At 66.5% G+C, this 24,277-nt stretch carries 15 protein-coding genes, 2 tRNA genes and 2 rRNA genes; 17 read left to right on the top strand and 2 right to left on the bottom strand.

The features are described from left to right. Window positions 1–164 precede the first annotated feature (164 nt). The 4 genes from KZC57_RS07765 (at window position 165) to KZC57_RS07750 (ending at window position 4,769) form a co-directional block, all read left to right on the top strand. Window positions 165–2,696 (top strand): ATP-dependent Clp protease ATP-binding subunit, encoded by a 2,532-nt coding sequence (locus tag KZC57_RS07765; protein WP_025105479.1) that lies wholly within the window; start codon window positions 165–167, stop codon window positions 2,694–2,696. Window positions 2,697–2,899: 203 nt separating this feature from the next. Then, complete coding sequence (locus KZC57_RS07760) at window positions 2,900–3,400, top strand: amino-acid N-acetyltransferase (protein ID WP_217584545.1); 501 nt, start codon at window positions 2,900–2,902, stop codon at window positions 3,398–3,400. A 61-nt stretch (window positions 3,401–3,461) separates the two neighbouring features. After that, window positions 3,462–4,106, top strand: a complete 645-nt coding sequence (locus KZC57_RS07755) for a hypothetical protein (protein WP_247641417.1) — start codon at window positions 3,462–3,464, stop codon at window positions 4,104–4,106. Window positions 4,107–4,349: 243 nt separating this feature from the next. Next, window positions 4,350–4,769: a dehydrogenase gene (locus KZC57_RS07750; protein ID WP_247641416.1), complete on the top strand. Its 420-nt coding sequence runs from the start codon at window positions 4,350–4,352 to the stop codon at window positions 4,767–4,769. Between the two features lie 18 nt (window positions 4,770–4,787). Here KZC57_RS07750 and radA read toward each other — a convergent pair whose 3' ends face one another. Then, window positions 4,788–6,155: a DNA repair protein RadA gene (gene radA, locus KZC57_RS07745; RefSeq protein WP_060922496.1), complete on the bottom strand. Its 1,368-nt coding sequence runs from the start codon at window positions 6,153–6,155 to the stop codon at window positions 4,788–4,790. Window positions 6,156–6,255: 100 nt separating this feature from the next. On the opposite strand from radA, the gene KZC57_RS07740 reads away from it, so the two are divergent. From KZC57_RS07740 to cydC, 5 genes are read left to right on the top strand one after another with little or no spacing between them, the layout of a single operon-like run. Further along, window positions 6,256–6,930 carry a metalloregulator ArsR/SmtB family transcription factor gene (locus tag KZC57_RS07740; RefSeq protein ID WP_060922497.1) on the top strand — a complete coding sequence of 225 codons (675 nt, stop codon included), beginning with the start codon at window positions 6,256–6,258 and terminating at the stop codon, window positions 6,928–6,930. After that, window positions 6,917–8,332 carry a cytochrome ubiquinol oxidase subunit I gene (locus KZC57_RS07735; RefSeq protein WP_060922498.1) on the top strand — a complete coding sequence of 472 codons (1,416 nt, stop codon included), beginning with the start codon at window positions 6,917–6,919 and terminating at the stop codon, window positions 8,330–8,332. Before KZC57_RS07740 ends, KZC57_RS07735 begins: the two co-directional genes overlap by 14 nt. Before the next feature lie 14 nt (window positions 8,333–8,346). After that, window positions 8,347–9,375, top strand: a complete 1,029-nt coding sequence (gene cydB / locus KZC57_RS07730; RefSeq protein WP_060922499.1) for a cytochrome d ubiquinol oxidase subunit II — start codon at window positions 8,347–8,349, stop codon at window positions 9,373–9,375. Continuing rightward, complete coding sequence (gene cydD, locus KZC57_RS07725) at window positions 9,372–11,033, top strand: thiol reductant ABC exporter subunit CydD (protein ID WP_247641415.1); 1,662 nt, start codon at window positions 9,372–9,374, stop codon at window positions 11,031–11,033. The genes cydB and cydD overlap by 4 nt, the downstream gene beginning before the upstream one ends. Then, window positions 11,030–12,697 (top strand): thiol reductant ABC exporter subunit CydC, encoded by a 1,668-nt coding sequence (gene cydC / locus KZC57_RS07720; RefSeq protein ID WP_247641414.1) that lies wholly within the window; start codon window positions 11,030–11,032, stop codon window positions 12,695–12,697. Before cydD ends, cydC begins: the two co-directional genes overlap by 4 nt. Window positions 12,698–12,700: 3 nt before the next feature. Here cydC and KZC57_RS07715 read toward each other — a convergent pair whose 3' ends face one another. Then, window positions 12,701–13,483 (bottom strand): hypothetical protein, encoded by a 783-nt coding sequence (locus KZC57_RS07715; RefSeq protein ID WP_060923423.1) that lies wholly within the window; start codon window positions 13,481–13,483, stop codon window positions 12,701–12,703. A gap of 176 nt (window positions 13,484–13,659) precedes the next feature. Between KZC57_RS07715 and KZC57_RS07710 the strand changes: the two genes are divergently transcribed. The 8 genes from KZC57_RS07710 to KZC57_RS07675 all read left to right on the top strand — a co-directional run bounded on the left by KZC57_RS07710 (window position 13,660) and on the right by KZC57_RS07675 (window position 24,179). Next, complete coding sequence (locus KZC57_RS07710; protein ID WP_247641413.1) at window positions 13,660–14,706, top strand: hypothetical protein; 1,047 nt, start codon at window positions 13,660–13,662, stop codon at window positions 14,704–14,706. 46 nt (window positions 14,707–14,752) lie between these two features. Continuing rightward, window positions 14,753–14,843 (top strand) — tRNA-Ser (locus KZC57_RS07705). Between the two features lie 92 nt (window positions 14,844–14,935). Continuing rightward, window positions 14,936–15,008: transfer RNA gene (locus KZC57_RS07700), tRNA-Ala, on the top strand. Window positions 15,009–15,154: 146 nt separating this feature from the next. Beyond that, window positions 15,155–15,883, top strand: a complete 729-nt coding sequence (locus KZC57_RS07695; protein WP_247641412.1) for a GntR family transcriptional regulator — start codon at window positions 15,155–15,157, stop codon at window positions 15,881–15,883. 151 nt (window positions 15,884–16,034) lie between these two features. Beyond that, entirely contained in the window at window positions 16,035–17,249 is a 1,215-nt protein-coding gene (locus KZC57_RS07690; protein WP_247641411.1) for an alpha-hydroxy acid oxidase, read from the top strand. 42 nt (window positions 17,250–17,291) lie between these two features. After that, a complete protein-coding gene (locus tag KZC57_RS07685; RefSeq protein ID WP_247641410.1) occupies window positions 17,292–18,644 on the top strand; it encodes an MFS transporter in 1,353 nt (450 codons plus the stop codon). A 494-nt stretch (window positions 18,645–19,138) separates the two neighbouring features. Beyond that, window positions 19,139–20,663 (top strand): 16S ribosomal RNA (locus KZC57_RS07680). A 413-nt stretch (window positions 20,664–21,076) separates the two neighbouring features. Then, window positions 21,077–24,179: ribosomal RNA gene (locus tag KZC57_RS07675) — 23S ribosomal RNA — on the top strand. Together the 16S and 23S rRNA genes form the textbook arrangement of a ribosomal RNA operon. The last annotated feature ends 98 nt before the right edge of the window (window positions 24,180–24,277 follow it).

Genomic DNA, 24,277 nt, shown 5'->3' with positions numbered 1-24,277 from the left:
GAGAGTCGGGGTTTATCGACTTTCGTTAACATAACGACTGTCGATAAACCCGTCAAGGCCTCGCTATGCCCACGGCGAACACGGGCATACCCGCCATTTCTGGTCGTTACTCTCGATGTACAAGCGCTTCATGCGTCTTCGCCCCGTGCGAATAAGGAGTCAACATGTTCGAGAGATTCACGGACCGAGCCCGTCGAGTGGTCGTCCTCGCCCAAGAAGAGGCGAAGATGCTCAACCACAACTACATCGGCACCGAGCACATCCTGCTCGGCCTCATCCACGAGGGCGAGGGCGTCGCAGCCAAGGCGCTGGAGTCGCTCGGCATCTCCCTCGACGCCGTGCGCGAGCAGGTGCAGGACATCATCGGCCAGGGTCAGCAGCAGCCGACCGGCCACATCCCGTTCACGCCGCGCGCCAAGAAGGTGCTCGAGCTGAGCCTCCGCGAGGCCCTGCAGCTCGGTCACAACTACATCGGCACCGAGCACATCCTCCTCGGCCTCATCCGCGAGGGTGAGGGCGTGGCCGCTCAGGTGCTCGTCAAGCTGGGCGCCGACCTCAACAAGGTGCGCCAGCAGGTCATCCAGCTGCTCTCCGGCGCTCCGGGCCGCGAGCCCGCGTCCGTCGGCGCGCAGTCCAACGACACCCCTTCGGGTGCGCAGGGCGGCTCGCAGGTGCTCGACCAGTTCGGTCGCAACCTCACGCAGGCCGCGCGCGACAACAAGCTCGACCCGGTGATCGGGCGCGAGAAGGAGGCGGAGCGGGTCATGCAGATCCTCTCCCGCCGTTCCAAGAACAACCCCGTCCTCATCGGCGAGCCCGGCGTGGGCAAGACCGCCGTGGTCGAGGGTCTCGCCCAGGCGATCGTCAAGGGCGATGTGCCCGAGACGCTGAAGGACAAGCAGCTCTACTCGCTCGACCTCGGCTCGCTCATCGCCGGTTCCCGCTACCGCGGTGACTTCGAGGAGCGCCTGAAGAAGGTCACCAAGGAGATCCGCACGCGCGGCGACATCATCGTCTTCATCGACGAGATCCACACCCTCGTGGGTGCGGGTGCCGCCGAGGGCGCGATCGACGCGGCCAGCATCCTCAAGCCGCTGCTCGCCCGCGGTGAGCTCCAGACGATCGGTGCCACCACGCTCGACGAGTACCGCAAGCACTTCGAGAAGGACGCCGCGCTCGAGCGCCGCTTCCAGCCGGTGCAGGTGAACGAGCCGACGCTGCCGCACGCGATCAACATCCTCAAGGGTCTGCGCGACCGCTACGAGGCGCACCACAAGGTGCAGATCACCGACGGCGCGATCGTGGCCGCGGCGAACCTCGCCGACCGCTACGTCTCCGACCGCTTCCTCCCGGACAAGGCCATCGACCTGATCGACGAGGCCGGCGCACGTCTGCGTCTGTCGATCCTGTCCAGCCCGCCCGAGCTGCGCGAGTTCGACGAGAAGATCGCCGCCGTGCGCGAGCAGAAGGAGATCGCCTCCGAGGAGCAGGACTTCGAGAAGGCCGCCTCCCTGCGCGACGAGGAGAAGAGCCTCCTCGCCGAGCGTCTGCGTCTCGAGAAGCAGTGGCGTGCGGGCGACGTCGCGACCCAGGCGGTCGTCGACGAGGGCCTGATCGCCGAGGTGCTCGCCCAGGCGACCGGCATCCCCGTGTTCAAGCTGACGGAGGAGGAGTCCAGCCGACTCGTCTTCATGGAGAAGGCGCTGCACCAGCGTGTCATCGGTCAGGAGGAGGCCATCGCGGCGCTCTCCAAGACCATCCGTCGTCAGCGTGCCGGCCTCAAGGACCCGAAGCGTCCCTCGGGCTCGTTCATCTTCGCCGGCCCCACGGGCGTCGGAAAGACGGAGCTGGCCAAGGCGCTCGCGGAGTTCCTCTTCGATGACGAGGCCGCGCTCATCTCGCTCGACATGAGCGAGTTCGGCGAGAAGCACACCGTCTCGCGGCTGTTCGGTGCCCCTCCCGGGTTCGTCGGCTTCGAAGAGGGCGGCCAGCTCACCGAGAAGGTGCGCCGCAAGCCGTTCAGCGTGGTCCTCTTCGACGAGATCGAGAAGGCGCACCCGGACATCTTCAACTCGCTGCTGCAGATCCTGGAAGAGGGTCGCCTCACCGACGGTCAGGGTCGGATCGTGGACTTCAAGAACACGGTCATCATCATGACCACGAACCTCGGTGCGCGCGACATCGCCGGCGGCCCCGTCGGCTTCCAGATCGAGGGCAACAACGCCACGAGCTACGAGCGGATGAAGGGCAAGGTCAACGAGGAGCTCAAGCGGCACTTCAAGCCCGAGTTCCTCAACCGCGTCGACGACATCATCGTCTTCCCGCAGCTGAGCAAGGACGAGCTGGTGCAGATCGTGGACCTGTTCACGAAGCGCCTCGGCGAGCGTCTGCTGGACCGCGACATGACGATCGAGCTGTCGCAGTCCGCCAAGGAGCGCCTGATCGAGATCGGCTTCGACCCGGCCCTGGGTGCTCGTCCGCTGCGTCGCGCGATGCAGCACGAGATCGAGGACCGTCTGTCGGAGAAGATCCTGCACGGCGAGCTCGACTCGGGTGACCACGTGAAGGTCGACGCGAAGGACGGGGAGTTCCTGTTCGAGCACGGCCCGCGCGGCGAGAAGGTCGCGGTCGGCGTCAACACCGGCGGCGGCGCGATCTCCGGCACGCCCGACCTGGCGATCACCGGCAACGACTGATCCTCGACACGATCACCCGAAGGGGCGGATGCGACAGCATCCGCCCCTTCGTCGTCTCCGCTCCGCCGCCCTCGTGGGCACAACTTCGGAGATGAGAGACGACACGCGGGGCGAGGCTTTCTGGCGCCGGGGTGTCGGCCGGGATCTCCGAAGCTGTGCCGCGTCTGGGAGTCGTCGCGAGGGGCGGGTCCTAGGCTGGTCGGGTGAGCGCGTACATCGTCCGGCCGGCCCGCAGCGCCGACATCGTCAGCATCCGGAACCTGCTCCAGCCGATGGTGGAGCAGCGCATCCTGCTCGGCAAGGACCTCGCCGTGCTGTACGGCGCCGTGCAGGAGTTCGTCGTGGCCGAGGCCGACGGCGAGCTGATCGGCTGCGGCGCCCTGCACGTGATCTGGGAGGACCTCGGTGAGGTGCGCACCCTGCTCGTCCGCGAGGACTGGCTGCACCACGGCGTCGGGCGGGCCATCGTCGAGCGACTCGAGGAGAACGCGCGGTCGCTCGGGCTCACCCGCCTGTTCTGCCTCACGTTCGAGGTCGACTTCTTCGGGCGTCGCGGCTTCACCCCGATCGGGGAGCAGGTCGTCGATCCGGACGTGTACTCGCAGCTCCTGCGCAGCGGAGACGCCGGCGTCGAGGAGTTCCTCGACCTCGCGCACGTGAAGCCGAACACGCTCGGCAACACCCGCATGCTCAAGGTGCTCTGAGCTCCGGACCACCGCCTCGCGCCTCCCAGGCTCGCGGAGGGGGATCGCTTAACCTGGAGGCATGCCCCGTCACTCCGCCGCCGTGTACCGTCGTCGGCGGCTGGCGGTGCTGCTCGGGCTGATCCTCATCCTCGCGATCGTCGGCGCGTCCGTCTGGCTCCTCATCGCCCGGCCGTGGGCGTCCACGGGCGCGCAGGAGCCGGCACCCGCACCGACCTCCTCCGCCTCTCCCGGACCAACGCCGTCCGGTTCTGCCTCCCCGGCCCCCTCGCCGTCCGCCGACGCCACTCCGGCTGTCGTCGCGTGCGAGGCGAAGGACGTCGAGGTGAAGGCCGTGACGGACGCGGAGTCGTACGCCGACGGCGCGACGCCGAAGCTCTCCATCTCGCTGACCAACAAGGGCACCAGGGACTGCACGATCGACGTGGGCTCCACGACCCAGGTCTTCACGGTCTCCAGCGGCTCGGACGTGTGGTGGCGTTCGACCGACTGCCAGGAGAACCCGAGCAGCATGATCGCCACGCTCACCGCCGGGTCCACCGTGGTGAGCAAGGAGCCGGTCGTCTGGGATCGCACCCGATCCAGCGTCGAGACCTGCGCGCAGGAGAACCGGCAGCGCGCTCCCGGCGGTGGCTCCTCGTATCACGTGGGCGTGTCCATCGGCGGGTTCCCCAGCGTCACCACCACCCAGATCCTCCTGTTCTGAGAGCCGCGGCCGGTGCTTGTGCTGACAGGGGCCCGGTCTTTGGGATACCATAGAGGTGACTCTCCCGCTATGCGGCAACATGCCATCCCCAGTGGCGTCGAATCACAGCGTCCCCAGCGCTTCGACACCGCCGCTCGAGAGTCCGAGGGCCCTCTCGAGTACCCCAGTCCCCAATGGAGGACTCGAGAGGGCCCCAATCTTTCTCCGGCGCCGCCGCGCCGCCCCGATGCCTAAGCTGGAACCATGGCAGCGAAGAAGGCGAAGTCCGCGAAGAGCGCGAAGAAGAAGCCCGCCCCCGAGGACTTCCGGTCGGAGGCTCTGGCGCTCGCCCTCGAGAAGCAGGACGTCGCGGCCGTCGCCCTCGCGTTGCGCCACGGGACCACCGTCGTCCCGCTCATCAAGCCCGGAACCCGCGACAACCCGCTCGACAGCGGAGAGGTGTGGACCTATCGGGACCCGAACTCGGGCGACCTCGCTCTGCTGCTCTTCAGCGACGCGAAGAACAAGCCCGCGAACCTGCCGCCCGGCGTCGGCATCTACGACGCCGCCTGGCTGCGCGCCTTCCTCTCCGCGCACCCGATCACGACCGTGTTCCTCGACATCGCGGGACCGCACCCGATGCAGGCCGACCCGGTGGAGCTGCTCAAGGCGCTCGACGCCTGAGCCGGACGCCCGTCCGGCTCAGAACGGCGGGATGTCGCGGTCGGGCCGACGGGTGTTGTTGCGTGCCCTGATGTCGCCCAGCGCCGCGCGCAGTGTCTTCGAGCGGTCGTCGACCACCTGCTCGTAGCCGAGCCGGGCAGCCTCGGACCGCCGCTGCGCGGCCTGCGTCACCGGCCGCACCTCGCCCGCGAGGCTGAGCTCGCCGACGGCGGCGACCGTGCGCGGAACCGAGATCATCTGGATGGACCCGGCGACGGCGATCGCGATGGCCAGATCGGCGGCGGGCTCCGTGAAGCGCACCCCGCCCACCGTGGACACGTAGACGTCGAGGCTGCCGGTGGGCACGCCGGCCCGGCGCTCGAGGATCGCCAGCACCATGGCCACCCGCGAGGAGTCGAGGCCGTGCACGATGCGTCGCGGGTTCGGGGCGTTGCTCGGCACGGTGAGCGCCTGCACCTCGACGGGGAGGGCCCGACGGCCCTCGAGGGAGATGGCCACGCAGGTCCCCGGCTCGGAGGCGCCCTGCGACAGGAAGAGGCCGGAGGGGTCGGGGACCTCGGCGATGCCGTCTCCGGTCATCTCGAAGCAGCCGACCTCGTCGGTGGGGCCGAAGCGGTTCTTCAGCGCGCGGATGAAGCGCAGCGAGGTCTGCCGGTCGCCCTCGAAGTGGCACACCACGTCGACGAGGTGCTCCAGCACCCGAGGCCCCGCCACCTGGCCGTCTTTCGTCACGTGCCCGACGATGACGATCGGCAGATCGCGCTCCTTCGCCACCCGGATCAGGGTCGCGGCGACCTCCCGCACCTGGCTGGGCTGACCGGCAGCGCCGTCGGTGAGGGACGACGACACGGTCTGCACGGAGTCGACGATGACGAGCTGCGGCTGCACCTCGTCGATGTGGCCGAGGATGGTGGCGAGGTCGGTCTCGCTCGCGAGGTAGAGCTCATCGTGCAGGGCGCCCGTCCGCTCCGCCCGCAGGCGCACCTGGGCCGGCGACTCCTCGGCGCTCGCGTAGAGCACCCGACGCCCGCTCCGCGCGGCCTGCGCGGCGACTTCGAGCAGCAGGGTCGACTTGCCCACGCCCGGTTCTCCGCTGAGGAGGATCGCGGCACCCGGCACGATGCCGCCGCCGAGCACCCGGTCGAACTCGCCGACGCCGCTCGTGCGTCGCGGCGCATCCTGCGTCGTGATCTGCGTGATCGGTCGCGCCGCGCGGTCGGCGGTCGGAGCGAGCGCGTTCACGCGACGGAGGATGCCGGTCTGCGCGGCCTGCTCCTGGACCGTGCCCCACTGCTGGCACTCCCCGCAGCGACCGACCCACTTCGCCGTCGTCCACCCGCACTCGGTGCAGACGTACGCGGGGGGAGCGGGTTTCCGGGTGGCCATGCCCTCAGGCTATCGGCGGCATCAGACATCCCTATCGACCAGGCGATTATTCACGGCCCGGTTCCCCCGACGGCCACCGGCCCCGGCCGATAATTGAGACATGTCCAACGGCGGGTCCGTCTGCGGGCCGATCTCCAGCTACTCCCGGGTGCGCATCCTGCACCTCCTCTTCGAGGCCGGGCACTCCGGTGCCTCCGGAGAACTCGCGATCGGCGATCTGTGCGAGGCCACCGGCCTCCACCCGAACACCGTGCGGGAGCACCTGCAGCGGCTCATCGAGGGCGGCTACGTCATCCCGACCGTTGAGCACCGCACCACCCGGGGGCGCCCGCGCACGCTGTACCGCGCGGCCACGGGGGCCCCGGACGCCTCCAGCCCGGTCGCACGGAACAAGGCCAAGGCCGCCGCCCGTCGCGGCGACCTCCTCCGCAGCGTCCTGCCCGGCACCGGGACCACCCTGGGGAAGGACGCCACCTACCAGCTCGACGCGCTCGTCGAGCACCTGGAGGAGAGCGGCTTCGAGCCGGTCGTGGACGACCGCGGTCTGACCGTCGATCTGAGTCCGTGCCCGCACGCGGCCGGCCGGCCGGAGGACCGCCCGATGCTGTGCCAGGTGCACCTCGGGCTGATGCAGGGCATCCTTGCAGAAGCGGGGGGTCCGCTCGAAGCCGAGTGCGTGCGCGAGGCCGCGCTGCCCTCCGAATGCACCGTGCAGCTGCGCGACACCGCCGCGCAGGCGTCGAACAGAACGGGAGTCGCTCATGGAATGGCTTGATCCGCTCGCCCTGGCCCGATGGCAGTTCGGCCTGACGACCGTCTACCACTACCTCTTCGTCCCGCTGACGATCGGCATGGCGCTCGTCGCCGCGATCTTCCAGACGGCGTGGGTGCGTACCGGCAAGGTGCAGTACCTGCACCTCACCCGCTTCTTCGGCAAGATCTTCCTCATCAACTTCGCGATGGGCGTCGTCACCGGCATCGTGCAGGAGTTCCAGTTCGGCATGAACTGGTCGGACTACTCCCGCTTCGTCGGCGACGTCTTCGGCGCCCCGCTCGCCTTCGAGGGCCTGCTGGCGTTCTTCTTCGAGGCGACCTTCATCGGCCTCTGGATTTTCGGCTGGGACAAGCTCCCGCAGAAGATCCACCTGGCCACCATCTGGTGCGTCTCGATCGGCAGCATCCTGTCGGCGTACTTCATCATCGCCGCCAACGCGTTCATGCAGAACCCGGTCGGCTACACCTACAACGAGGTGACCAACCGCGCCGAGCTCACCGACTTCTGGGCGCTGCTGACCAACCCCGTCGCCCTCGCCGCGTTCCCGCACACCATCTTCGGCGCGCTCATGTTCGCCGCCGGTGTCGTCATCTCGGTGTCCGCCTGGCACCTGGCGCGCGGGCAGCACTTCGACACGATGCGCATCTCGCTGAAGTTCGGCCTCTGGGCGATGATCTTCTCCACCGCGGGCGTCGTGCTCACCGGCGACCAGCTGGGCCTCGCGATGTACGCCGCGCAGCCGATGAAGATGGCCGCCGCCGAGGCGACGTTCAACACCGTCTGCGGCGCCGACGCCTCCTTCAGCATCTTCACGCTGGGCACGCCGGACGGCAGCTCGGAGCTGTTCTCGATCCGGGTGCCGTACCTGCTGTCGCTGCTGTCGACCCACACGCTCGACGCCTGTGTGCACGGCATCAACGACCTGAACGCCGAGTACGCCCAGACCTATGCGAGCACCGGTCTCACCGACTTCGCCCCCGTCCTGTGGATCACCTACTGGTCGTTCCGCTGGATGATCGGCCTCGGTATGGCCGCCGCCCTCGTCGCCGTCGCCGGCCTCTGGGTCACCCGCAAGAAGGCCACCAAGCCGGTCGCGCCGTGGATGTGGAAGGTCGCGATCTGGTCGTTCCCGCTCGCGCTCGCCGCCAACATCATGGGCTGGGTGTTCACCGAGATGGGTCGACAGCCCTGGATCGTGTTCGGTCTGATGTCCACCCGCGACGGCGTCTCGCCCGGCGTGAGCGGACTCGAGGTCCTGATCTCGCTGATCGCCTTCACCGCGATCTACGCCGCGCTGGCCGTGGTCGAGGTCCGGCTGATCGTCAAGGCCGCCCAGAAGGGGCCCGACACCGACGAACAGCCCCATGAGGAGACGGCTCAGCTGCCGTCGGTCGTGTACTGAGAGGAACGAGCATCATGGATCTCGCAACGATCTGGTTCTGGGTGGTCGCCTTCCTGTTCGTCGGCTACTTCGTCCTCGACGGGTTCGACTTCGGTGTGGGCATGTCGCTGCCGTTCCTCGGCAAGAACGACGTGTCCCGCCGGCAGGTCATCAACACGATCGGCCCCGTGTGGGACCTCAACGAGACGTGGGTCATCGTGGCCGGGGCCTCGCTGTTCGCCTCGTTCCCCGAGTGGTACGCCACGCTGTTCAGCGGGTTCTACCTGCCGCTGCTGCTCATCCTGCTCGCGCTCATCCTCCGCGGCGTCTCTTTCGAGTACCGCCATCAGCGGGAGAGTCGCAAGTGGAAGCAGGGCTTCGACCGGATGATCGTGATCGGGTCGGTCGTCCCGGCACTGCTCTGGGGCGTCGCCTTCGGGAACATCGTGCAGGGGGTGGCGATCGATGAGAACCACATCTACGTCGGCGGCTTCTTCTCGCTGCTCAACCCGTATGCGCTGCTGGTCGGCGTGACGACCCTGCTGCTCTTCTTCCTGCACGGCGTGCTGTTCGTCGCGCTGAAGACGGACGGCCAGGTGCACGAGGACGCGCAGAAGCTCGCGAAGAAGGCCGCCATCCCGACGATCCTCGTCGCCGCCGCGACGGTGATCTGGACGGTCGCGATCGCGATGGGCCGCGAGGCTCCGCTGCTCTGGCTCGTCATCGGAGCCGGTGCGCTCGCAGCGGTCAGCCTGATCGCGGCGGTCGGCTTCTCGCTGGTCCGCCGCGAGGGGTGGGCGTTCTTCTCCGGCATGCTCACGGTCATGTTCGCCGTCGTCATGCTGTTCTCCGCCCTGTTCCCGTTCGTCATGCCGTCGACCATCGATCCGGCGTACAGCCTCACGATCGCCAACGCGTCCAGCACTCCGTATACGCTGCAGATCATGAGCTGGACCGCGCTGATCGCCCTTCCGCTGGTCATCGCGTACCAGACCTGGACCTACTGGGTGTTCCGCAAGCGCGTCACCCGCCGGTCGATCGAGGGGGCTCCGGCGCACGCGTGAAACCCGTCGATCCGAGGCTGCTCCGATACGCGGCCGCCGCCCGGGGGTTCCTCCTGGCGTCGGCCGCGATCGGCGTCTTCCAGACCGCGGTGACGATCGCCTTCGCGTGGCTGCTCACCGCGGCGGTCGTGGGGGCCATCGCGGGGCGCGACGTCACCACGACCCTGGTCTGGCTGCTCGGGACCGCCCTCGTGCGGGGTCTGCTCATCGCCGCGTCCGACGCCGCGGGCACGCAGGCCGCCGCCCGCACCGGGATGCAGCTGCGCGCGGCGCTCGTCGCGGCCGTCGGACGCCTCGGCCCGGGGTGGCTCGCACAGCGCAACCAGACGCAGATCGCCGTCACCGCCGGTCACGGCCTGGAAGCCCTCGACGCATACTTCGCGCGGTACATCCCGCAGCTCGTGCTCACCGTCATCGCGACGCCGGTGCTCGTCGCGGTCATGTGGTGGCAGGACTGGCCGAGCGGGCTCACCGCCGTCATCACCCTGCCGCTCATCCCGCTTTTCCTCATCCTCATCGGGATCGCGACCCGCACGGTGCAGAAGAAGCAGTGGCAGACGCTGCAGCACCTCGCCGCCCGCTTCGCCGACACGGTGCAGGGGCTGTCGACGCTGCGGCTGTTCGGCCGGGACCGTCGGGCGGCCGACCGCATCGAGGTGACCGCCGACGAGTACCGCCGCGAGACCATGAAGGTGCTGCGGTTCTCGTTCCTCTCCGGGTTCGCGATGGAGCTGCTGTCGTCACTCGCGGTCGCGCTCATCGCGGTCGCGGTCGGGTTCCGGCTGCTGTCGGGCGACCTGAGCCTGGAGGTCGGTCTCTTCGTGCTGCTGCTCGCCCCCGAGGCGTTCCTCCCCATCCGTCAGGTGGGCGTGCAGTTCCACGCGGCGGCCGAGGGCGTCGCGGCCACGGAAGACGTGTTCGACGTGCTGGATGCGGCGCGCGACCGGGACCGGGGCGGCATGCGCCCGCACGACCCCGGCACGGATGCACGACCGAACCCCGTGGACTCGTCCGGCAGCCGTGGCCAGGTCGTGCGGACGGAACGGCGGGGACTCGTGGTCGAGGGACTCCGCGTGCGAGACCTGCCGCCGGTGTCGTTCGTCGCGGAGCCGGGGACGGTGACCCTGATCGAGGGGCCGAGCGGCTCCGGGAAGTCGAGTCTGCTCGCCGCTCTCCGCGGGGCGGTGGACTCCACGGGCTCCGCGACCTGGGGCGGACGGGACGTCGCCGAACTCGCGCCGTCCGACTGGCTCGCCTGGGCCGGGCAGACGCCGGGGCTGATGCGGGGCACGGTCGCGGAGAACGTCGCCCTCGGCGATGGGTCTCCCGACCTCGCCCGTGTGCGCCGGGCGCTCGACGCCGCGTGCGCCGAGGGCGTCGAGGCCGACCGCGTGCTGGGCGTGCAGGGCGCCGGGCTGTCGGGAGGACAGGCGCAGCGCGTCGCGGTGGCCAGGGCGCTGTACCGCCACGACGCAATGCCGGAGCGGCTGCTCGCGCTCGATGAGCCCTCCAGCGCCCTCGACGCCGACACCGAGGAGCGGCTGTGGCGGTCGCTGCGCACGCGGGCGGATGCCGGCGCGACCGTCCTGCTCGTCTCGCACCGCCGCTCGGCCAGGGACATCGCCGACCGGATCGTGGCGCTGGGGGTGAGCGCATGAATGAGACGACCCGCAGCGACCGGGTCCGGGAGGTGCTCCGGCTCGCACAGCCGCCGTTCCGCCGCTTCCTCCCCGGGCTGATCTGGGGCGTGCTGTCGGCCGCCGCCGCCGTGAGCCTGCTCGCGGTGAGCGGCTGGCTGATCGTGAGCGCGTCGATCGTCGACTCCCTCGTGCCGCTGTCCATCGCGGTCGTCGGAGTGCGGTTCTTCGCCGTGACCCGAGCCGTCACGCGGTACCTCGAGCGGCTGAGCGGTCACGACGCCGCGCTGCGGCAGCTCGCGACGACCCGGTCCGACATGGTGCGCCGCCTCATCCCGCTCTCGCCGGCGGGGCTCGGCGCGACGGACCGGGGCCAGGTGCTCGCGGCACTCGTCGATGACGTGGAGAATCTGCAGAACCTCCCGCTCCGGGTCGTGCAGCCGCTCGCCGTCTCGGGCGTCGTCGCCGTGGGGGCCGTCGGCTTCCTCGCCTTCGTCTCGCCGCCCGCCGCGCTCACCCTCGCCGTCTGCCTCCTCGTCGCCGCGCTCGCCGCCGTCGGGCTGGGCTGGATCTTCGGCTCCCGTGCGGAGGCCGCGGTGTCGGCACGGCGGGCAGAGGTGTCCGCCGCCCTCGTCGACTACTTCGGCAGCCTCGACGTGCTGCTCGCGTTCGGCGCGGAGTCACAGGCCCGAGAGCGGATCCGCGTCGCGGATGCCGCCCTGCGTCGGGTCGTCGGTCGGGCGTCGCTGGCGCAGGCCGTCGCGGCCGGAGTGGTCTCGCTGATGGCCGGCGCCGCCTCGGTGTGGGCGCTGGCGGTGGCAGCCCCGGGCCTCGCCACCGGAGCCATCGACGCTCCGTGGCTCGCGGTCGCGGTGCTCGTGCCGATGGTCGTGTTCGAAGTGTTCGGCGCCGTGCCCATCGCGGCGGCTTCTTGGCGCAGCGTCCGCGCGAGCGCGGAGCGCATCGTGGACGTGCTGCCCGAACGGATGCCGCCGGAGCTGCGGACCGACGCGGGGGAGGATGTCGAGGTCGACGGCGTCCCCGCGCTCACGCTGCGGGGAGCCACGGCGCACTGGCCCGGAGGAGCGCCGGCGCTGACCGGCGTCGACCTCGACCTCGCGCCCGGCGAGCGGGTGCTCGTCTCCGGGGCGAGCGGGGCGGGCAAGAGCTCGCTGGCGGCCGCGCTCGTGGGCTTCCTCCGTGTGGACGGCGAGTACCGGGTCGGCGATCTCGAGGCGGCGTCGCTGTCCGGGCCGTCCCTGCGCCGCGTCGTCGGTCTGTGCGAGCAGCGGCCGCAGCTCTTCGACGAGGACGTGCGGCAGAACCTCCTCTTCGCCAGGGACACGGCCACCGACGAGGAGCTCCTCGCCGTGCTCGACCGCGTGGGACTCGCGGCGTGGGTGCGCGAGCGCGGGGGGCTCGATGCGCGGGTGGGTGACCGCGGTGCGCTGGTGTCCGGCGGTCAGGCGCAGCGGATCGCCCTGGCTCGCGCGCTGCTCCGCGGCTTCCCGGTGCTCGTGCTGGACGAGCCGACGGCGGGCGTCGACCCCGAGGCCTCGGACGCTCTGCTGCGCGACCTGCTGCAGGCGACGGGGGAGCAGTCGGTGCTGCTCATCTCGCACGTGGCGCCGCCCGCGGGGACGGTCGACCGGGTCGTGCGGATCGAGGGCGGCCGGACGGTCTGAGCCTCAGCCGACGAGGTTCATGTCGGCGGGCGGCTCCATCACGATGCCCTGCGCCTCGAACGCGCGACGGCGCTCCTCGATCCGGCGGTGCATCTCGACCTGCGCCTCGTCCACCAGACGCGGGTCGAGGTCGACCGTCGGCGGATGCGGGTCGCCGTGGTGCGCGGCGATGTACGCGTCGAGCTCGGGGCCGCTGGTCCAGGAGGTGATGAGCGCGTACCGGGGACCTGTGCCGCGATGCCACACGGCATGCCAGAAGCGCTGCGTGTCGACGATGATCCGGGAGCCGGCGCGCAGCGGCAGCCGCACCTCCGTGGCCGGGTCGAACCGGTCGGAGCGGAGGATGAGCATCGAGTCGGTGTCATCGGTGAGGTTGTAGTACCCGCGGACCACCCAGCCCGTGCCCGGCTCGTTGAGGCGGTTGTTGTCGTCCTGGTGCAGGTTGTAGATCGCGTCGGCGTAGTCGTTCGGCTGGAGTTCGATGACCCGGCAGCGGCCGACGCCGGCGCCCGGGGCCAGGGCGCGGCGCTGCAGGGTCGGGGCGATCGCGACCTGCGAGGGAATCCAGACGCCGTCCTTGTCGGTGCGCGGTGGCGTGTGGTTCCAGAAGCCGTTGCAGTCGATCTCGCCGGCGTAGCTCGTCAGGGGTGCGAAGCGGGTGATGCCGGAGGAGCGCCAGCCGACGTACTCGAGGTCCTGCCACTCGGACGGGTCCATCGGGGTGGTCTCGTCGTCGAGGACCACATACCCGGTCTCGGCGAGTGCCGCAGACGTGATGAATCCCATGCTGCTTGCATCCTTCCCGTCGTTCTGCCCCCGGAGGCGGCGGGTTCTTAGGCAATCCTAATCCCGACCTCCCCTCGCCGCCCCACCCCCTTGCGTGTGTCCCACCCCCTTCCGCCCGCGCGCAGAGGGGTGGCTCGGCCGGAAGGGGGTGGGTCGGCGAGGGATATCCTGAGGCCATGACGCAGCCCCAGGGTGCCCTTCTCGTGGGCAGTGTGAACTTCGACGACGCCGAGACCACGATGCGCACCGCTGCGGAGCTGCTCGGCGACCGGTTGCGTCGCATCCCGGACGGCGAGGTGGGCAAACGGTTCCACTGGATCATGTTCCAGCCCGACGTCATCGGCCAGGCGGACGGCATCGAGCGGATCGGCGACGAGCCCATCCCGTTCCCCGCCGGCATCGACGCCCGGGGCCTGCGGATCGCCGAGGGCGTGGACCCGGCGACGATCGCACTGCCTCCGCTGGGGTACGCCTCCGCGGCGATCGAGTCGTACGGCCTCTTCGCCCGGCTGCGTGAGGAGGCGGCGGTGCCGGCGGGTACCCGGTTCCAGGTGTCGCTGCCCACCCCGCTCGCCGTCATCTCCTCGTTCTTCCTCGGCGACGACCGGGCCGCGATCGAACCCGTGTACACCGCCGCGATGCTCCGCGAGCTCGACGAGATCCTCGCCGCGATCCCGCACGACGACCTCGCCGTGCAGTGGGACGTCGCGAGCGAGATGGGCATCATCGAGGGCGCCTCCGGCTACGGTGCCGTCATGGAGGCGTGGTGGCCCGGCGACCCGTTCGACGGCCTCGTCTCGCGTCTGGCCGCCCTCGTCGACGCGGTCCCGGACGACGTCGAGGTGGGCGTGCACCTCTGCTACGGCGACGCGGGGGAGAAGCACTTCTTCGAGCCGACCGACGCCGGCTCCCTCGTCCGCTACGCCAACGCCGTCATCGCCGCGGCCCACCGTCCGCTCACCTGGCTGCACCTTCCCGTGCCGATCGGCCACGATGACGAGGCCTACTTCGCCCCGCTCGCCGCGCTCACCCCGGTCGAGGAGTTCTACCTCGGCCTCGTGCACCGGGAGGACGGCGCGGAGGGTGCCCGTCGCCGGATCGCCGCCGCCGTCCCGTTCGCGCCGGAGTTCGGCGTCGCCACGGAGTGCGGCATCGGGCGCGCCCCCGCCGGATCCACGGAGGGCATCCTCCGCGCCCACGCCGAGGTCGCCGCCGCCTGGTGACCCCGCCGATTCGCGCGCTCGGCCCCGGTGTCGTAAACTGATCCGCGGTGACGTGTCCGAGCGGCCGAAGGTGCAACTCTCGAAAAGTTGTGTAGGGTAACCCCCTACCGTGGGTTCAAATCCCACCGTCACCGCCACCACGAAGGCCCCGCCTCCCGTTGTAACGACGGAGATGCGGGGCCTTCGTCATGTCCGGGATCCCGAGCGTGATAACGTAGATGTCGTTCACGGGCCTATGGCGCAGTTGGTAGCGCGCCTCGTTCGCATCGAGGAGGTCAGGGGTTCGAATCCCCTTAGGTCCACAGGAACAGAACGAAAGAACCTCGCCCCGCATCCTCGCGGGGCGAGGTTCTTTCGTTGGAGCTGGCGCATGGGGCCGATCCGATCGCCGCGACGAGACTGCTCGGCAGCGGCCGGGGGCTCGATGCGGTGCCCCTAGGCTGAGGACATGGACGCGACGCCCAGCGAATCCGGCTCGACCCTGCACACGCATGCCGTCGACAGCCAGCGCCGTGCCGCAGCCCTCGGCGAGGGGAATCGGGTGCTGTCCCGCACGCAGAAGGTGTACGTGGCGCTACGGGACGACATCGTCCGCACGCGGCTCGCGCCGGGCGAGGTCGTCATCGAACCCGAGCTGGCCGCGCGGTTCGGGGTGTCGAAGACGCCGGTGCGTGAAGCCCTGCAGATCCTCGTCGTCGAAGGGCTCGTCGTCGCGCTCCCTCGTCGCGGTTACGTCGTCCGCCCGCTGGGCATCAGCGAGGTGCGCGAGGTGCTCGACCTGCGGTTGATCATCGAACCGCCGATGGCGGCAGGGGCGACGCGCTACGGCAACGAGGCCTTCATCGAGGAGCTCAGCTCGATCCTGGACGCGCAGCGCAGCGGCTCCGGTACGGCGGAGCTGACCGATGCGGCCCGCGCGTTCCACGAGTGCATCCTCGGCGCGGCACGCAACGCTCGGGCGAAGACGCTCATGAGCGGCCTGTTCGACGAGACGACGCGGAGTCATCACCTGATCCCGGCGATCGATGCGCGCATCCACTCGGACGTCGAGAACAACGGGCACCAGCAGGTGCTCGAAGCGATCCGCACCGGCGATCCGCGGGCGGCCGAGGAGGCCATGCGCCGACACCTCGTCGAGCTGCGGGAGTTCGTCCTCCAGGCGTTCCTCGAAGCCTGACCCACCCTGGCCTCGTCCTCGTGGCGTCATGAGCACTTGAGATATATCTGAGGAATATCGCTATTGTGCCCAAGATATTCGGGAGCTATGGTGGTGCCGACACCGCGGTCGGCTCTTCGGCCTCGATGGAAGTTGCCGAGAGGATCCAGGTTTGTTGCGACGTCGCATCCGCACCTTCACCGAGCTGTTGAGCTTCGCTCCGCCCGCGCTTCCCACCGAGGCGACGCGCGTCGCTGAAGCCCGCAGCCTCGACGACCTCCGACGGCTCGCGAAGCGACGCGTTCCCGGATTCGTCTTCGATTACGTCGAGGGGGCCGCGGTGACCGAGCAGGCTGCGCGCGACAACGAGTCGGCCTTCGCCCGCCGGAGATTCGTGCCATCCGTCACCGAGAGCGCAGCGGGAGCGTCGCTCGCCACCCGGCTGCTGGGACGCGAGCACGCGATGCCCATCGGCATCGCCCCGATCGGCCTCACCGCCCTCATGCGTGCGGCCGGCGAGACCGACGGTGTGCATGCGGCTGCGAACCGCAACGTGCCCTTCGTGCTCTCCACGATGGGCACGCGGAGCATCGAGCACGTCGCTGACGCGGCCCCCGATGCGCGCCGCTGGTTCCAGCTGTACCTGCGGCGCGATCGCGCCGCGTCGCTCGCCCTCATCGAGCGGGCCGCCGTGGCAGGGTTCGACACGCTCGTGCTGACCGTCGACACCCGGGTCCCGGGGCAGCGCTACCGCGACGACCGCAATCGACTTTCGATGCCGCCGCGTCTGACGCTGCGCACTGCCGCGCAGTCTGCACTCCACCCGGCGTGGTCGCTCGACCTTCTGGCGCACGACGCACCGGCCATGGCGAACTTCGGCCCGCGGTCTGGAAGCGTCACCGACGTGGTGAGCAGCATGTTCGATCCCGCCCTGTCCCTGGACGACGTGCGGTGGCTGAGGGGGAACTGGAACGGGCCGATCGTGGTGAAGGGCGTCCTGTCCGCCACCGACGCCGAGCGCTTCATCGACGCCGGCGCGGACGCCATCTGGCTCTCCAACCACGGTGGGCGCCAGCTCGACCGCGCGATCGCGCCGATCGAGGTCGTGGGCGCCGTGCGGGCCGCCCTCGGCGACGACGTCCCCATCGTGCTCGACTCCGGTATCCGCAGTGGGCTGGACGTCGTGGCCGCGATCGCCGCGGGGGCCGACTTCGTCTTCCTCGGCCGGGGATACATGTACGGCCTCATGGCGGGCGGCCGGGTGGGGGTCGAGAGGGCGCTCGACCTGGTGGCGAACGAGACCCTGTCGACGATGCAGCTCCTCGGTGTGCGCACGACCGCCGAGCTGCGCGGCCGGGGGACCGCGGTCCTCGCGCCCACCGGATAGCCACGACCACGCCAGCACTTTTCAATGACGAAAGGACACCCCATGGCCAACGAACAGCAGCGCACTATGACCCCGCAGGCGAGGCGCGCGATCGCCGCAGCCTACTTCGGCACCCTCATCGAGTGGTACGACTACGCCCTCTACGGCGCCGCCGCGGGCCTCGTGATCGGCCCGCTCTTCTTCCCGGACGTCATCCCGGCCTCCGCCTCGATGCTCGCCTTCGCGACCTTCGCCGTCGGCTTCGTCGTGCGGCCGCTCGGCGGCCTCCTCATCTCCCACCTCGGTGACCGGGTCGGCCGGAAGCCCGCGATGATCCTGACCATCGTGCTCATGGGGATCGCGACCGTGGGCATCGGGGTCCTCCCGACCGCCGAGGCGATCGGGTTGGCCGCGCCGATCCTGCTCATCCTGTTCCGCTTCATCCAGGGCTTCGGTGCCGGAGCGGAACTCGCCGGTGCCCTCACGCTCGTCGCGGAGTACGCACCCGAACCGCGCCGGGGACGGGTGATCGGACTGGTCACCTCGGGCGCACCTGGCGGAGCATTCCTCGCGACGTTGGCCTTCACGTTCGCGTCGATGCTTCCCGGCGACGTGCTGCTCGGCTGGGCCTGGCGCATCCCGTTCCTGGTCTCCGCCGTCCTCTTCGTCCTCGCGCTGTGGATCCGTCGCCGCCTCGAGGAGACGCCTGAGTACCGGGACGCCGTGGCGAACGCCGCGCACGCCGCGACGAAGGTGCCCCTGGCAGAGCTCTTCCGCCGCAGTCCCCGCGAACTCATCCTCGGCTTCTTCAGTGTGTGCGGTCACAACGTGACCAACTACGTGCTCAGCGCCTTCGCCCTCAGCTACCTCACGCTGACGGTCGGGATGCCCCGGGTCGAGGCGCTGATCGCGGTCCTGGTCTCTTCACTGCTCACCGCCTTCGCTCCCGTCCTCGGCGGGGTCGCGGTCGATCGCTTCGGGGCCAAGCGCGTGGTCGTCTTCGGCTCCGTCGCCGGGATCGTCCTCACGTACCCGGTCTTCCTCTCGCTGCAGTCCGGCGACCCGGTGCTGGCCGCCCTCGGGATGACGGCGCTCGGCGTCGTTGCCGTGGGCGCGACCGCGGCCTCCACGGGGACCTTCCTCACGAACCTCTTCCCGACCCGGTACCGCTTCACCGGCGTCGCGACGGCCCGGGAGCTCAACGGCGCTCTGGTCGCCGGCCCGACTCCCCTCATCGCCACCGCACTCGTCGCGGCCGCCGGGGGAGGACTCTGGCTCGTGGTGCTGTTCGTGATCGGCGCCTGCCTGGTGTCCCTGCTGGCCGTCGTCGCGACGCCGAAGCGCATCGGGGACCTGCAGCCCGAGGACCTCTCCGGTGCCTCTCGGTTCGCGCCGACCGGAAGCGCGTCAGAGTGAGGGGAACGGGCGACACGCCCGGGAATCGGCGGTGATTTGCCCGATGCCCGGAACCCACGTAAGTTATTACCTGTTCGCCCCAAACGGTTGAGCGGAGGTCCTCGGACCGGCTCCCGTCAAGCATCGAACACCTCCCGAATCCCACACACTCACTGAGTGAACAGGATGAAGGATGCTGATCCGTTCCCACGGTCAGGCCGAAGAAACTCGGACTTGACAACGGAAACGAGATCGGTAAGATAGAGAAGTTGCCCTGCGGGCCTGGTCGTGATGGCTGGGTCGTGGGAGCATCCGATCCTTGAGAACTCAACAGCGTGCACTTGTCAAATGCCAAATTATCCTCGTCTAGCTTCGGCTGGGTGAGAATTCCTTTGGATCAAAGACCAACCTCCTTGTGGGGTTGGCAACGGATGAAGTCAGCAATGAATTCGTCTCTTTGGTCAGCATCAAACTCGCTGCGTTCCGGTTTTTCCCCGGTTCGTATGCAATTTCTTTTTACGGAGAGTTTGATCCTGGCTCAGGATGAACGCTGGCGGCGTGCTTAACACATGCAAGTCGAACGGTGAACACGGAGCTTGCTCTGTGGGATCAGTGGCGAACGGGTGAGTAACACGTGAGCAACCTGCCCCTGACTCTGGGATAAGCGCTGGAAACGGCGTCTAATACTGGATATGTGACGTGACCGCATGGTCTGCGTTTGGAAAGATTTTTCGGTTGGGGATGGGCTCGCGGCCTATCAGCTTGTTGGTGAGGTAATGGCTCACCAAGGCGTCGACGGGTAGCCGGCCTGAGAGGGTGACCGGCCACACTGGGACTGAGACACGGCCCAGACTCCTACGGGAGGCAGCAGTGGGGAATATTGCACAATGGGCGAAAGCCTGATGCAGCAACGCCGCGTGAGGGATGACGGCCTTCGGGTTGTAAACCTCTTTTAGCAGGGAAGAAGCGAAAGTGACGGTACCTGCAGAAAAAGCGCCGGCTAACTACGTGCCAGCAGCCGCGGTAATACGTAGGGCGCAAGCGTTATCCGGAATTATTGGGCGTAAAGAGCTCGTAGGCGGTTTGTCGCGTCTGCTGTGAAATCCCGAGGCTCAACCTCGGGCCTGCAGTGGGTACGGGCAGACTAGAGTGCGGTAGGGGAGATTGGAATTCCTGGTGTAGCGGTGGAATGCGCAGATATCAGGAGGAACACCGATGGCGAAGGCAGATCTCTGGGCCGTAACTGACGCTGAGGAGCGAAAGGGTGGGGAGCAAACAGGCTTAGATACCCTGGTAGTCCACCCCGTAAACGTTGGGAACTAGTTGTGGGGTCCATTCCACGGATTCCGTGACGCAGCTAACGCATTAAGTTCCCCGCCTGGGGAGTACGGCCGCAAGGCTAAAACTCAAAGGAATTGACGGGGACCCGCACAAGCGGCGGAGCATGCGGATTAATTCGATGCAACGCGAAGAACCTTACCAAGGCTTGACATATACGAGAACGGGCCAGAAATGGTCAACTCTTTGGACACTCGTAAACAGGTGGTGCATGGTTGTCGTCAGCTCGTGTCGTGAGATGTTGGGTTAAGTCCCGCAACGAGCGCAACCCTCGTTCTATGTTGCCAGCACGTAATGGTGGGAACTCATGGGATACTGCCGGGGTCAACTCGGAGGAAGGTGGGGATGACGTCAAATCATCATGCCCCTTATGTCTTGGGCTTCACGCATGCTACAATGGCCGGTACAAAGGGCTGCAATACCGTGAGGTGGAGCGAATCCCAAAAAGCCGGTCCCAGTTCGGATTGAGGTCTGCAACTCGACCTCATGAAGTCGGAGTCGCTAGTAATCGCAGATCAGCAACGCTGCGGTGAATACGTTCCCGGGTCTTGTACACACCGCCCGTCAAGTCATGAAAGTCGGTAACACCTGAAGCCGGTGGCCTAACCCTTGTGGAGGGAGCTGTCGAAGGTGGGATCGGTAATTAGGACTAAGTCGTAACAAGGTAGCCGTACCGGAAGGTGCGGCTGGATCACCTCCTTTCTAAGGAGCATCTGACGCTTCGGCGTCCAGAACCCGGTTCGAAGGCACACGTTCTTCGCTGGGAGCTCATGGGTGGAACATTTGACATGGCATCGAGATCTGATCTCGGGACTAGTACGCCGCTTCGGTGGTTGGAACGTTCTGGGTGAGGGGACCGGTGCCTGCACGCTGTTGGGTCCTGAGGGACCGGATGCGGATCTTTCGGGATCTGGTCTGAACCTCTGGACCTCTTTCTGTTTGTCCCTGTGGGGGCAGGTGGATGGGGGTTCCGCCCGTACTTTGAGAACTACACAGTGGACGCGAGCATCTTGCAACTGGTCTTTGATCAGTTGCGCAAGATGATCTTAAAGATCATTAGTCAATTTCTGATTCAGTCTTCGGACTGGTCGGGTTTTTGATTCAAACTCATGTGATTTCAAGTCTTTAAGAGCAAACGGTGGATGCCTTGGCATCTGGAGCCGAAGAAGGACGTAGCAATCTGCGATAAGCCTCGGGGAACTGATAAGCAAGTTTTGATCCGAGGGTGTCCGAATGGGGAAACCCCGCTGGGCGGCGTGCCGACCTAGTGACTCCCGCCTGAATATATAGGGCGGGTAGAGGGAACGTGGGGAAGTGAAACATCTCAGTACCCACAGGAAGAGAAAGCAACCGCGATTCCGTTAGTAGTGGCGAGCGAAACCGGATCAGGCTAAACCGAGTGTGTGTGATATCCGGCAGGAGTTGCATATTCGGGGTTGTGGGACTCACCAGTCAGTTCTGCCGAGCTGGCGACGTTACAGAAGCGTATAGACGAACGGTCTTGAAAGGCCGGTCATAGAGGGTGCCAACCCCGTAGTCGAAATGCGTGTTCTGGCGTGGAGAGTATCCCAAGTAGCACGGGGCCCGTGAAATCCCGTGTGAATCTGTCAGGACCACCTGATAAGCCTAAATACTCCCAGATGACCGATAGCGGACAAGTACCGTGAGGGAAAGGTGAAAAGTACCCCGGGAGGGGAGTGAAATAGTACCTGAAACCGTTTGCTTACAAACCGTTGGAGCACCCCTGGTAGGTGTGACAGCGTGCCTTTTGAAGAATGAGCCTGCGAGTTAGCGATATGTGGCGAGGTTAACCCGTGTGGGGTAGCCGTAGCGAAAGCGAGTCTGAATAGGGCGATTCAGTCGCATGTCCTAGACCCGAAGCGAAGTGATCTATCCATGGCCAGGTTGAAGCGACGGTAAGACGTCGTGGAGGACCGAACCCACTTAGGTTGAAAACTGAGGGGATGAGCTGTGGATAGGGGTGAAAGGCCAATCAAACTTCGTGATAGCTGGTTCTCTCCGAAATGCATTTAGGTGCAGCGTTGCGTGTTTCTTGCCGGAGGTAGAGCTACTGGATGGCCGATGGGCCCTACAAGGTTACTGACGTCAGCCAAACTCCGAATGCCGGTAAGTGAGAGCGCAGCAGTGAGACTGTGGGGGATAAGCTTCATAGTCGAGAGGGAAACAACCCAGACCACCAACTAAGGTCCCAAAGCGCGTGCTAAGTGGGAAAGGATGTGGAGTTGCTCTGACAACCAGGAGGTTGGCTTAGAAGCAGCCACCCTTGAAAGAGTGCGTAATAGCTCACTGGTCAAGTGATTCCGCGCCGACAATGTAACGGGGCTCAAGCACGCCACCGAAGTTGTGGCATTGACATTATTGGTAGGCCTTCGTGGTCCAGCCGTGTTGATGGGTAGGAGAGCGTCGTGTGGCCAGCGAAGCGGCGGTGGAAACCAGCCGTGGAGGCTACACGAGTGAGAATGCAGGCATGAGTAGCGAATGACGTGTGAGAAACACGTCCTCCGAAAGACCAAGGGTTCCAGGGTCAAGCTAATCTTCCCTGGGTAAGTCGGGACCTAAGGCGAGGCCGACAGGCGTAGTCGATGGACAACGGGTTGATATTCCCGTACCGGCGAAGAACCGCCCAAGCTAATCCAGTGGTGCTAAACGTCCGAGCCTTCACATCGTCGCCTTCGGGTGACACCGTGGAGGGGAGCACGTGACCCCATGCTGGTGCGGTTAGCGTATTAACAGGTGTGACGCAGGAAGGTAGTCCAAGCCAGGCGATGGTTGTCCTGGTGCAAGTGCGTAGGCCGAGTCGTAGGCAAATCCGCGACTCATACAGGCTGAGACACGATGCGGATAAAAAGTGGATGATCCTATGCTGCCGAGAAAAGCATCGACGCGAGGTTCTAGCCGCCCGTACCCCAAACCGACTCAGGTGGTCAGGTAGAGAATACCAAGGAGATCGAGAGAATCGTGGTTAAGGAACTCGGCAAAATGCCCCCGTAACTTCGGGAGAAGGGGGGCCTTCGACGTATTAGGACTTGCTCCGAAAGCGTTTGGAGGCCGCAGAGACTAGTGGGTAGCGACTGTTTACTAAAAACACAGGTCCGTGCCAAGTCGCAAGACGATGTATACGGACTGACGCCTGCCCGGTGCTGGAAGGTTAAGAGGACCGGTTAGCCGCAAGGCGAAGCTGAGAATTTAAGCCCCAGTAAACGGCGGTGGTAACTATAACCATCCTAAGGTAGCGAAATTCCTTGTCGGGTAAGTTCCGACCTGCACGAATGGCGTAACGACTTCCCAACTGTCTCAACCGCGAACTCGGCGAAATTGCATTACGAGTAAAGATGCTCGTTACGCGCAGCAGGACGGAAAGACCCCGTGACCTTTACTACAGCTTGGTATTGGTGTTCGGTGTGGCTTGTGTAGGATAGGTGGGAGACTTTGAAGCGGTGACGCCAGTTACCGTGGAGTCATTGTTGAAATACCACTCTGGTCACTCTGGATATCTAACTTCGAACCGTAATCCGGTTCAGGGACAGTGCCTGGTGGGTAGTTTAACTGGGGCGGTTGCCTCCCAAAAAGTAACGGAGGCGCCCAAAGGTTCCCTCAACCTGGTTGGCAATCAGGTGGCGAGTGTAAGTGCACAAGGGAGCTTGACTGTGAGACTGACAGGTCGAGCAGGGACGAAAGTCGGGACTAGTGATCCGGCAGTGGCTTGTGGAAGCGCTGTCGCTCAACGGATAAAAGGTACCTCGGGGATAACAGGCTGATCTTGCCCAAGAGTCCATATCGACGGCATGGTTTGGCACCTCGATGTCGGCTCGTCGCATCCTGGGGCTGGAGTAGGTCCCAAGGGTTGGGCTGTTCGCCCATTAAAGCGGTACGCGAGCTGGGTTTAGAACGTCGTGAGACAGTTCGGTCCCTATCCGCTGCGCGCGTAGGAAGTTTGAGAGGATCTGACCCTAGTACGAGAGGACCGGGTTGGACGAACCTCTGGTGTGTCAGTTGTTCCGCCAGGAGCACCGCTGATTAGCTACGTTCGGGATGGATAACCGCTGAAAGCATCTAAGCGGGAAGCCGGCCTCAAGATGAGACTTCCATACCTTCGGGTGAGAGGCTCCCAGCCAGACTACTGGGTTGATAGGCCAGATGTGGAAGCACGGTAACGTGTGCAGCTGACTGGTACTAATAAGCCGATGACTTGATAACACACCGTTTGTTGGTGCTTGCGTCCACTGAGTGGTTCTCGATGTACGGTCGAGAACTACCTTCAACAATGATTCATCATTGCTTTAGGTTTGATTGAA

This window comes from Microbacterium sp. KSW4-4 (assembly GCF_023091185.1).
Taxonomy (GTDB): domain Bacteria; phylum Actinomycetota; class Actinomycetes; order Actinomycetales; family Microbacteriaceae; genus Microbacterium; species Microbacterium paraoxydans.
This window is presented reverse-complemented; position numbering and strand designations above follow the sequence as displayed.

Excerpts from the sequence above, each read along its gene's own strand:
- KZC57_RS07685 (WP_247641410.1), top strand. The coding sequence starts at position 17,292 with ATGGCCAACGAACAGCAGCGCACTATGACCCCGCAGGCGAGGCGCGCG.
- KZC57_RS07765 (WP_025105479.1), top strand. The coding sequence starts at position 165 with ATGTTCGAGAGATTCACGGACCGAGCCCGTCGAGTGGTCGTCCTCGCC.
- KZC57_RS07695 (WP_247641412.1), top strand. The coding sequence starts at position 15,155 with ATGGACGCGACGCCCAGCGAATCCGGCTCGACCCTGCACACGCATGCC.
- cydB (WP_060922499.1), top strand. The coding sequence starts at position 8,347 with ATGGATCTCGCAACGATCTGGTTCTGGGTGGTCGCCTTCCTGTTCGTC.
- KZC57_RS07735 (WP_060922498.1), top strand. The coding sequence starts at position 6,917 with ATGGAATGGCTTGATCCGCTCGCCCTGGCCCGATGGCAGTTCGGCCTG.
- KZC57_RS07750 (WP_247641416.1), top strand. The coding sequence starts at position 4,350 with ATGGCAGCGAAGAAGGCGAAGTCCGCGAAGAGCGCGAAGAAGAAGCCC.
- KZC57_RS07740 (WP_060922497.1), top strand. The coding sequence starts at position 6,256 with ATGTCCAACGGCGGGTCCGTCTGCGGGCCGATCTCCAGCTACTCCCGG.
- KZC57_RS07755 (WP_247641417.1), top strand. The coding sequence starts at position 3,462 with ATGCCCCGTCACTCCGCCGCCGTGTACCGTCGTCGGCGGCTGGCGGTG.
- radA (WP_060922496.1), bottom strand. The coding sequence starts at position 6,155 with ATGGCCACCCGGAAACCCGCTCCCCCCGCGTACGTCTGCACCGAGTGC.
- cydC (WP_247641414.1), top strand. The coding sequence starts at position 11,030 with ATGAATGAGACGACCCGCAGCGACCGGGTCCGGGAGGTGCTCCGGCTC.
- KZC57_RS07710 (WP_247641413.1), top strand. The coding sequence starts at position 13,660 with ATGACGCAGCCCCAGGGTGCCCTTCTCGTGGGCAGTGTGAACTTCGAC.
- KZC57_RS07715 (WP_060923423.1), bottom strand. The coding sequence starts at position 13,483 with ATGGGATTCATCACGTCTGCGGCACTCGCCGAGACCGGGTATGTGGTC.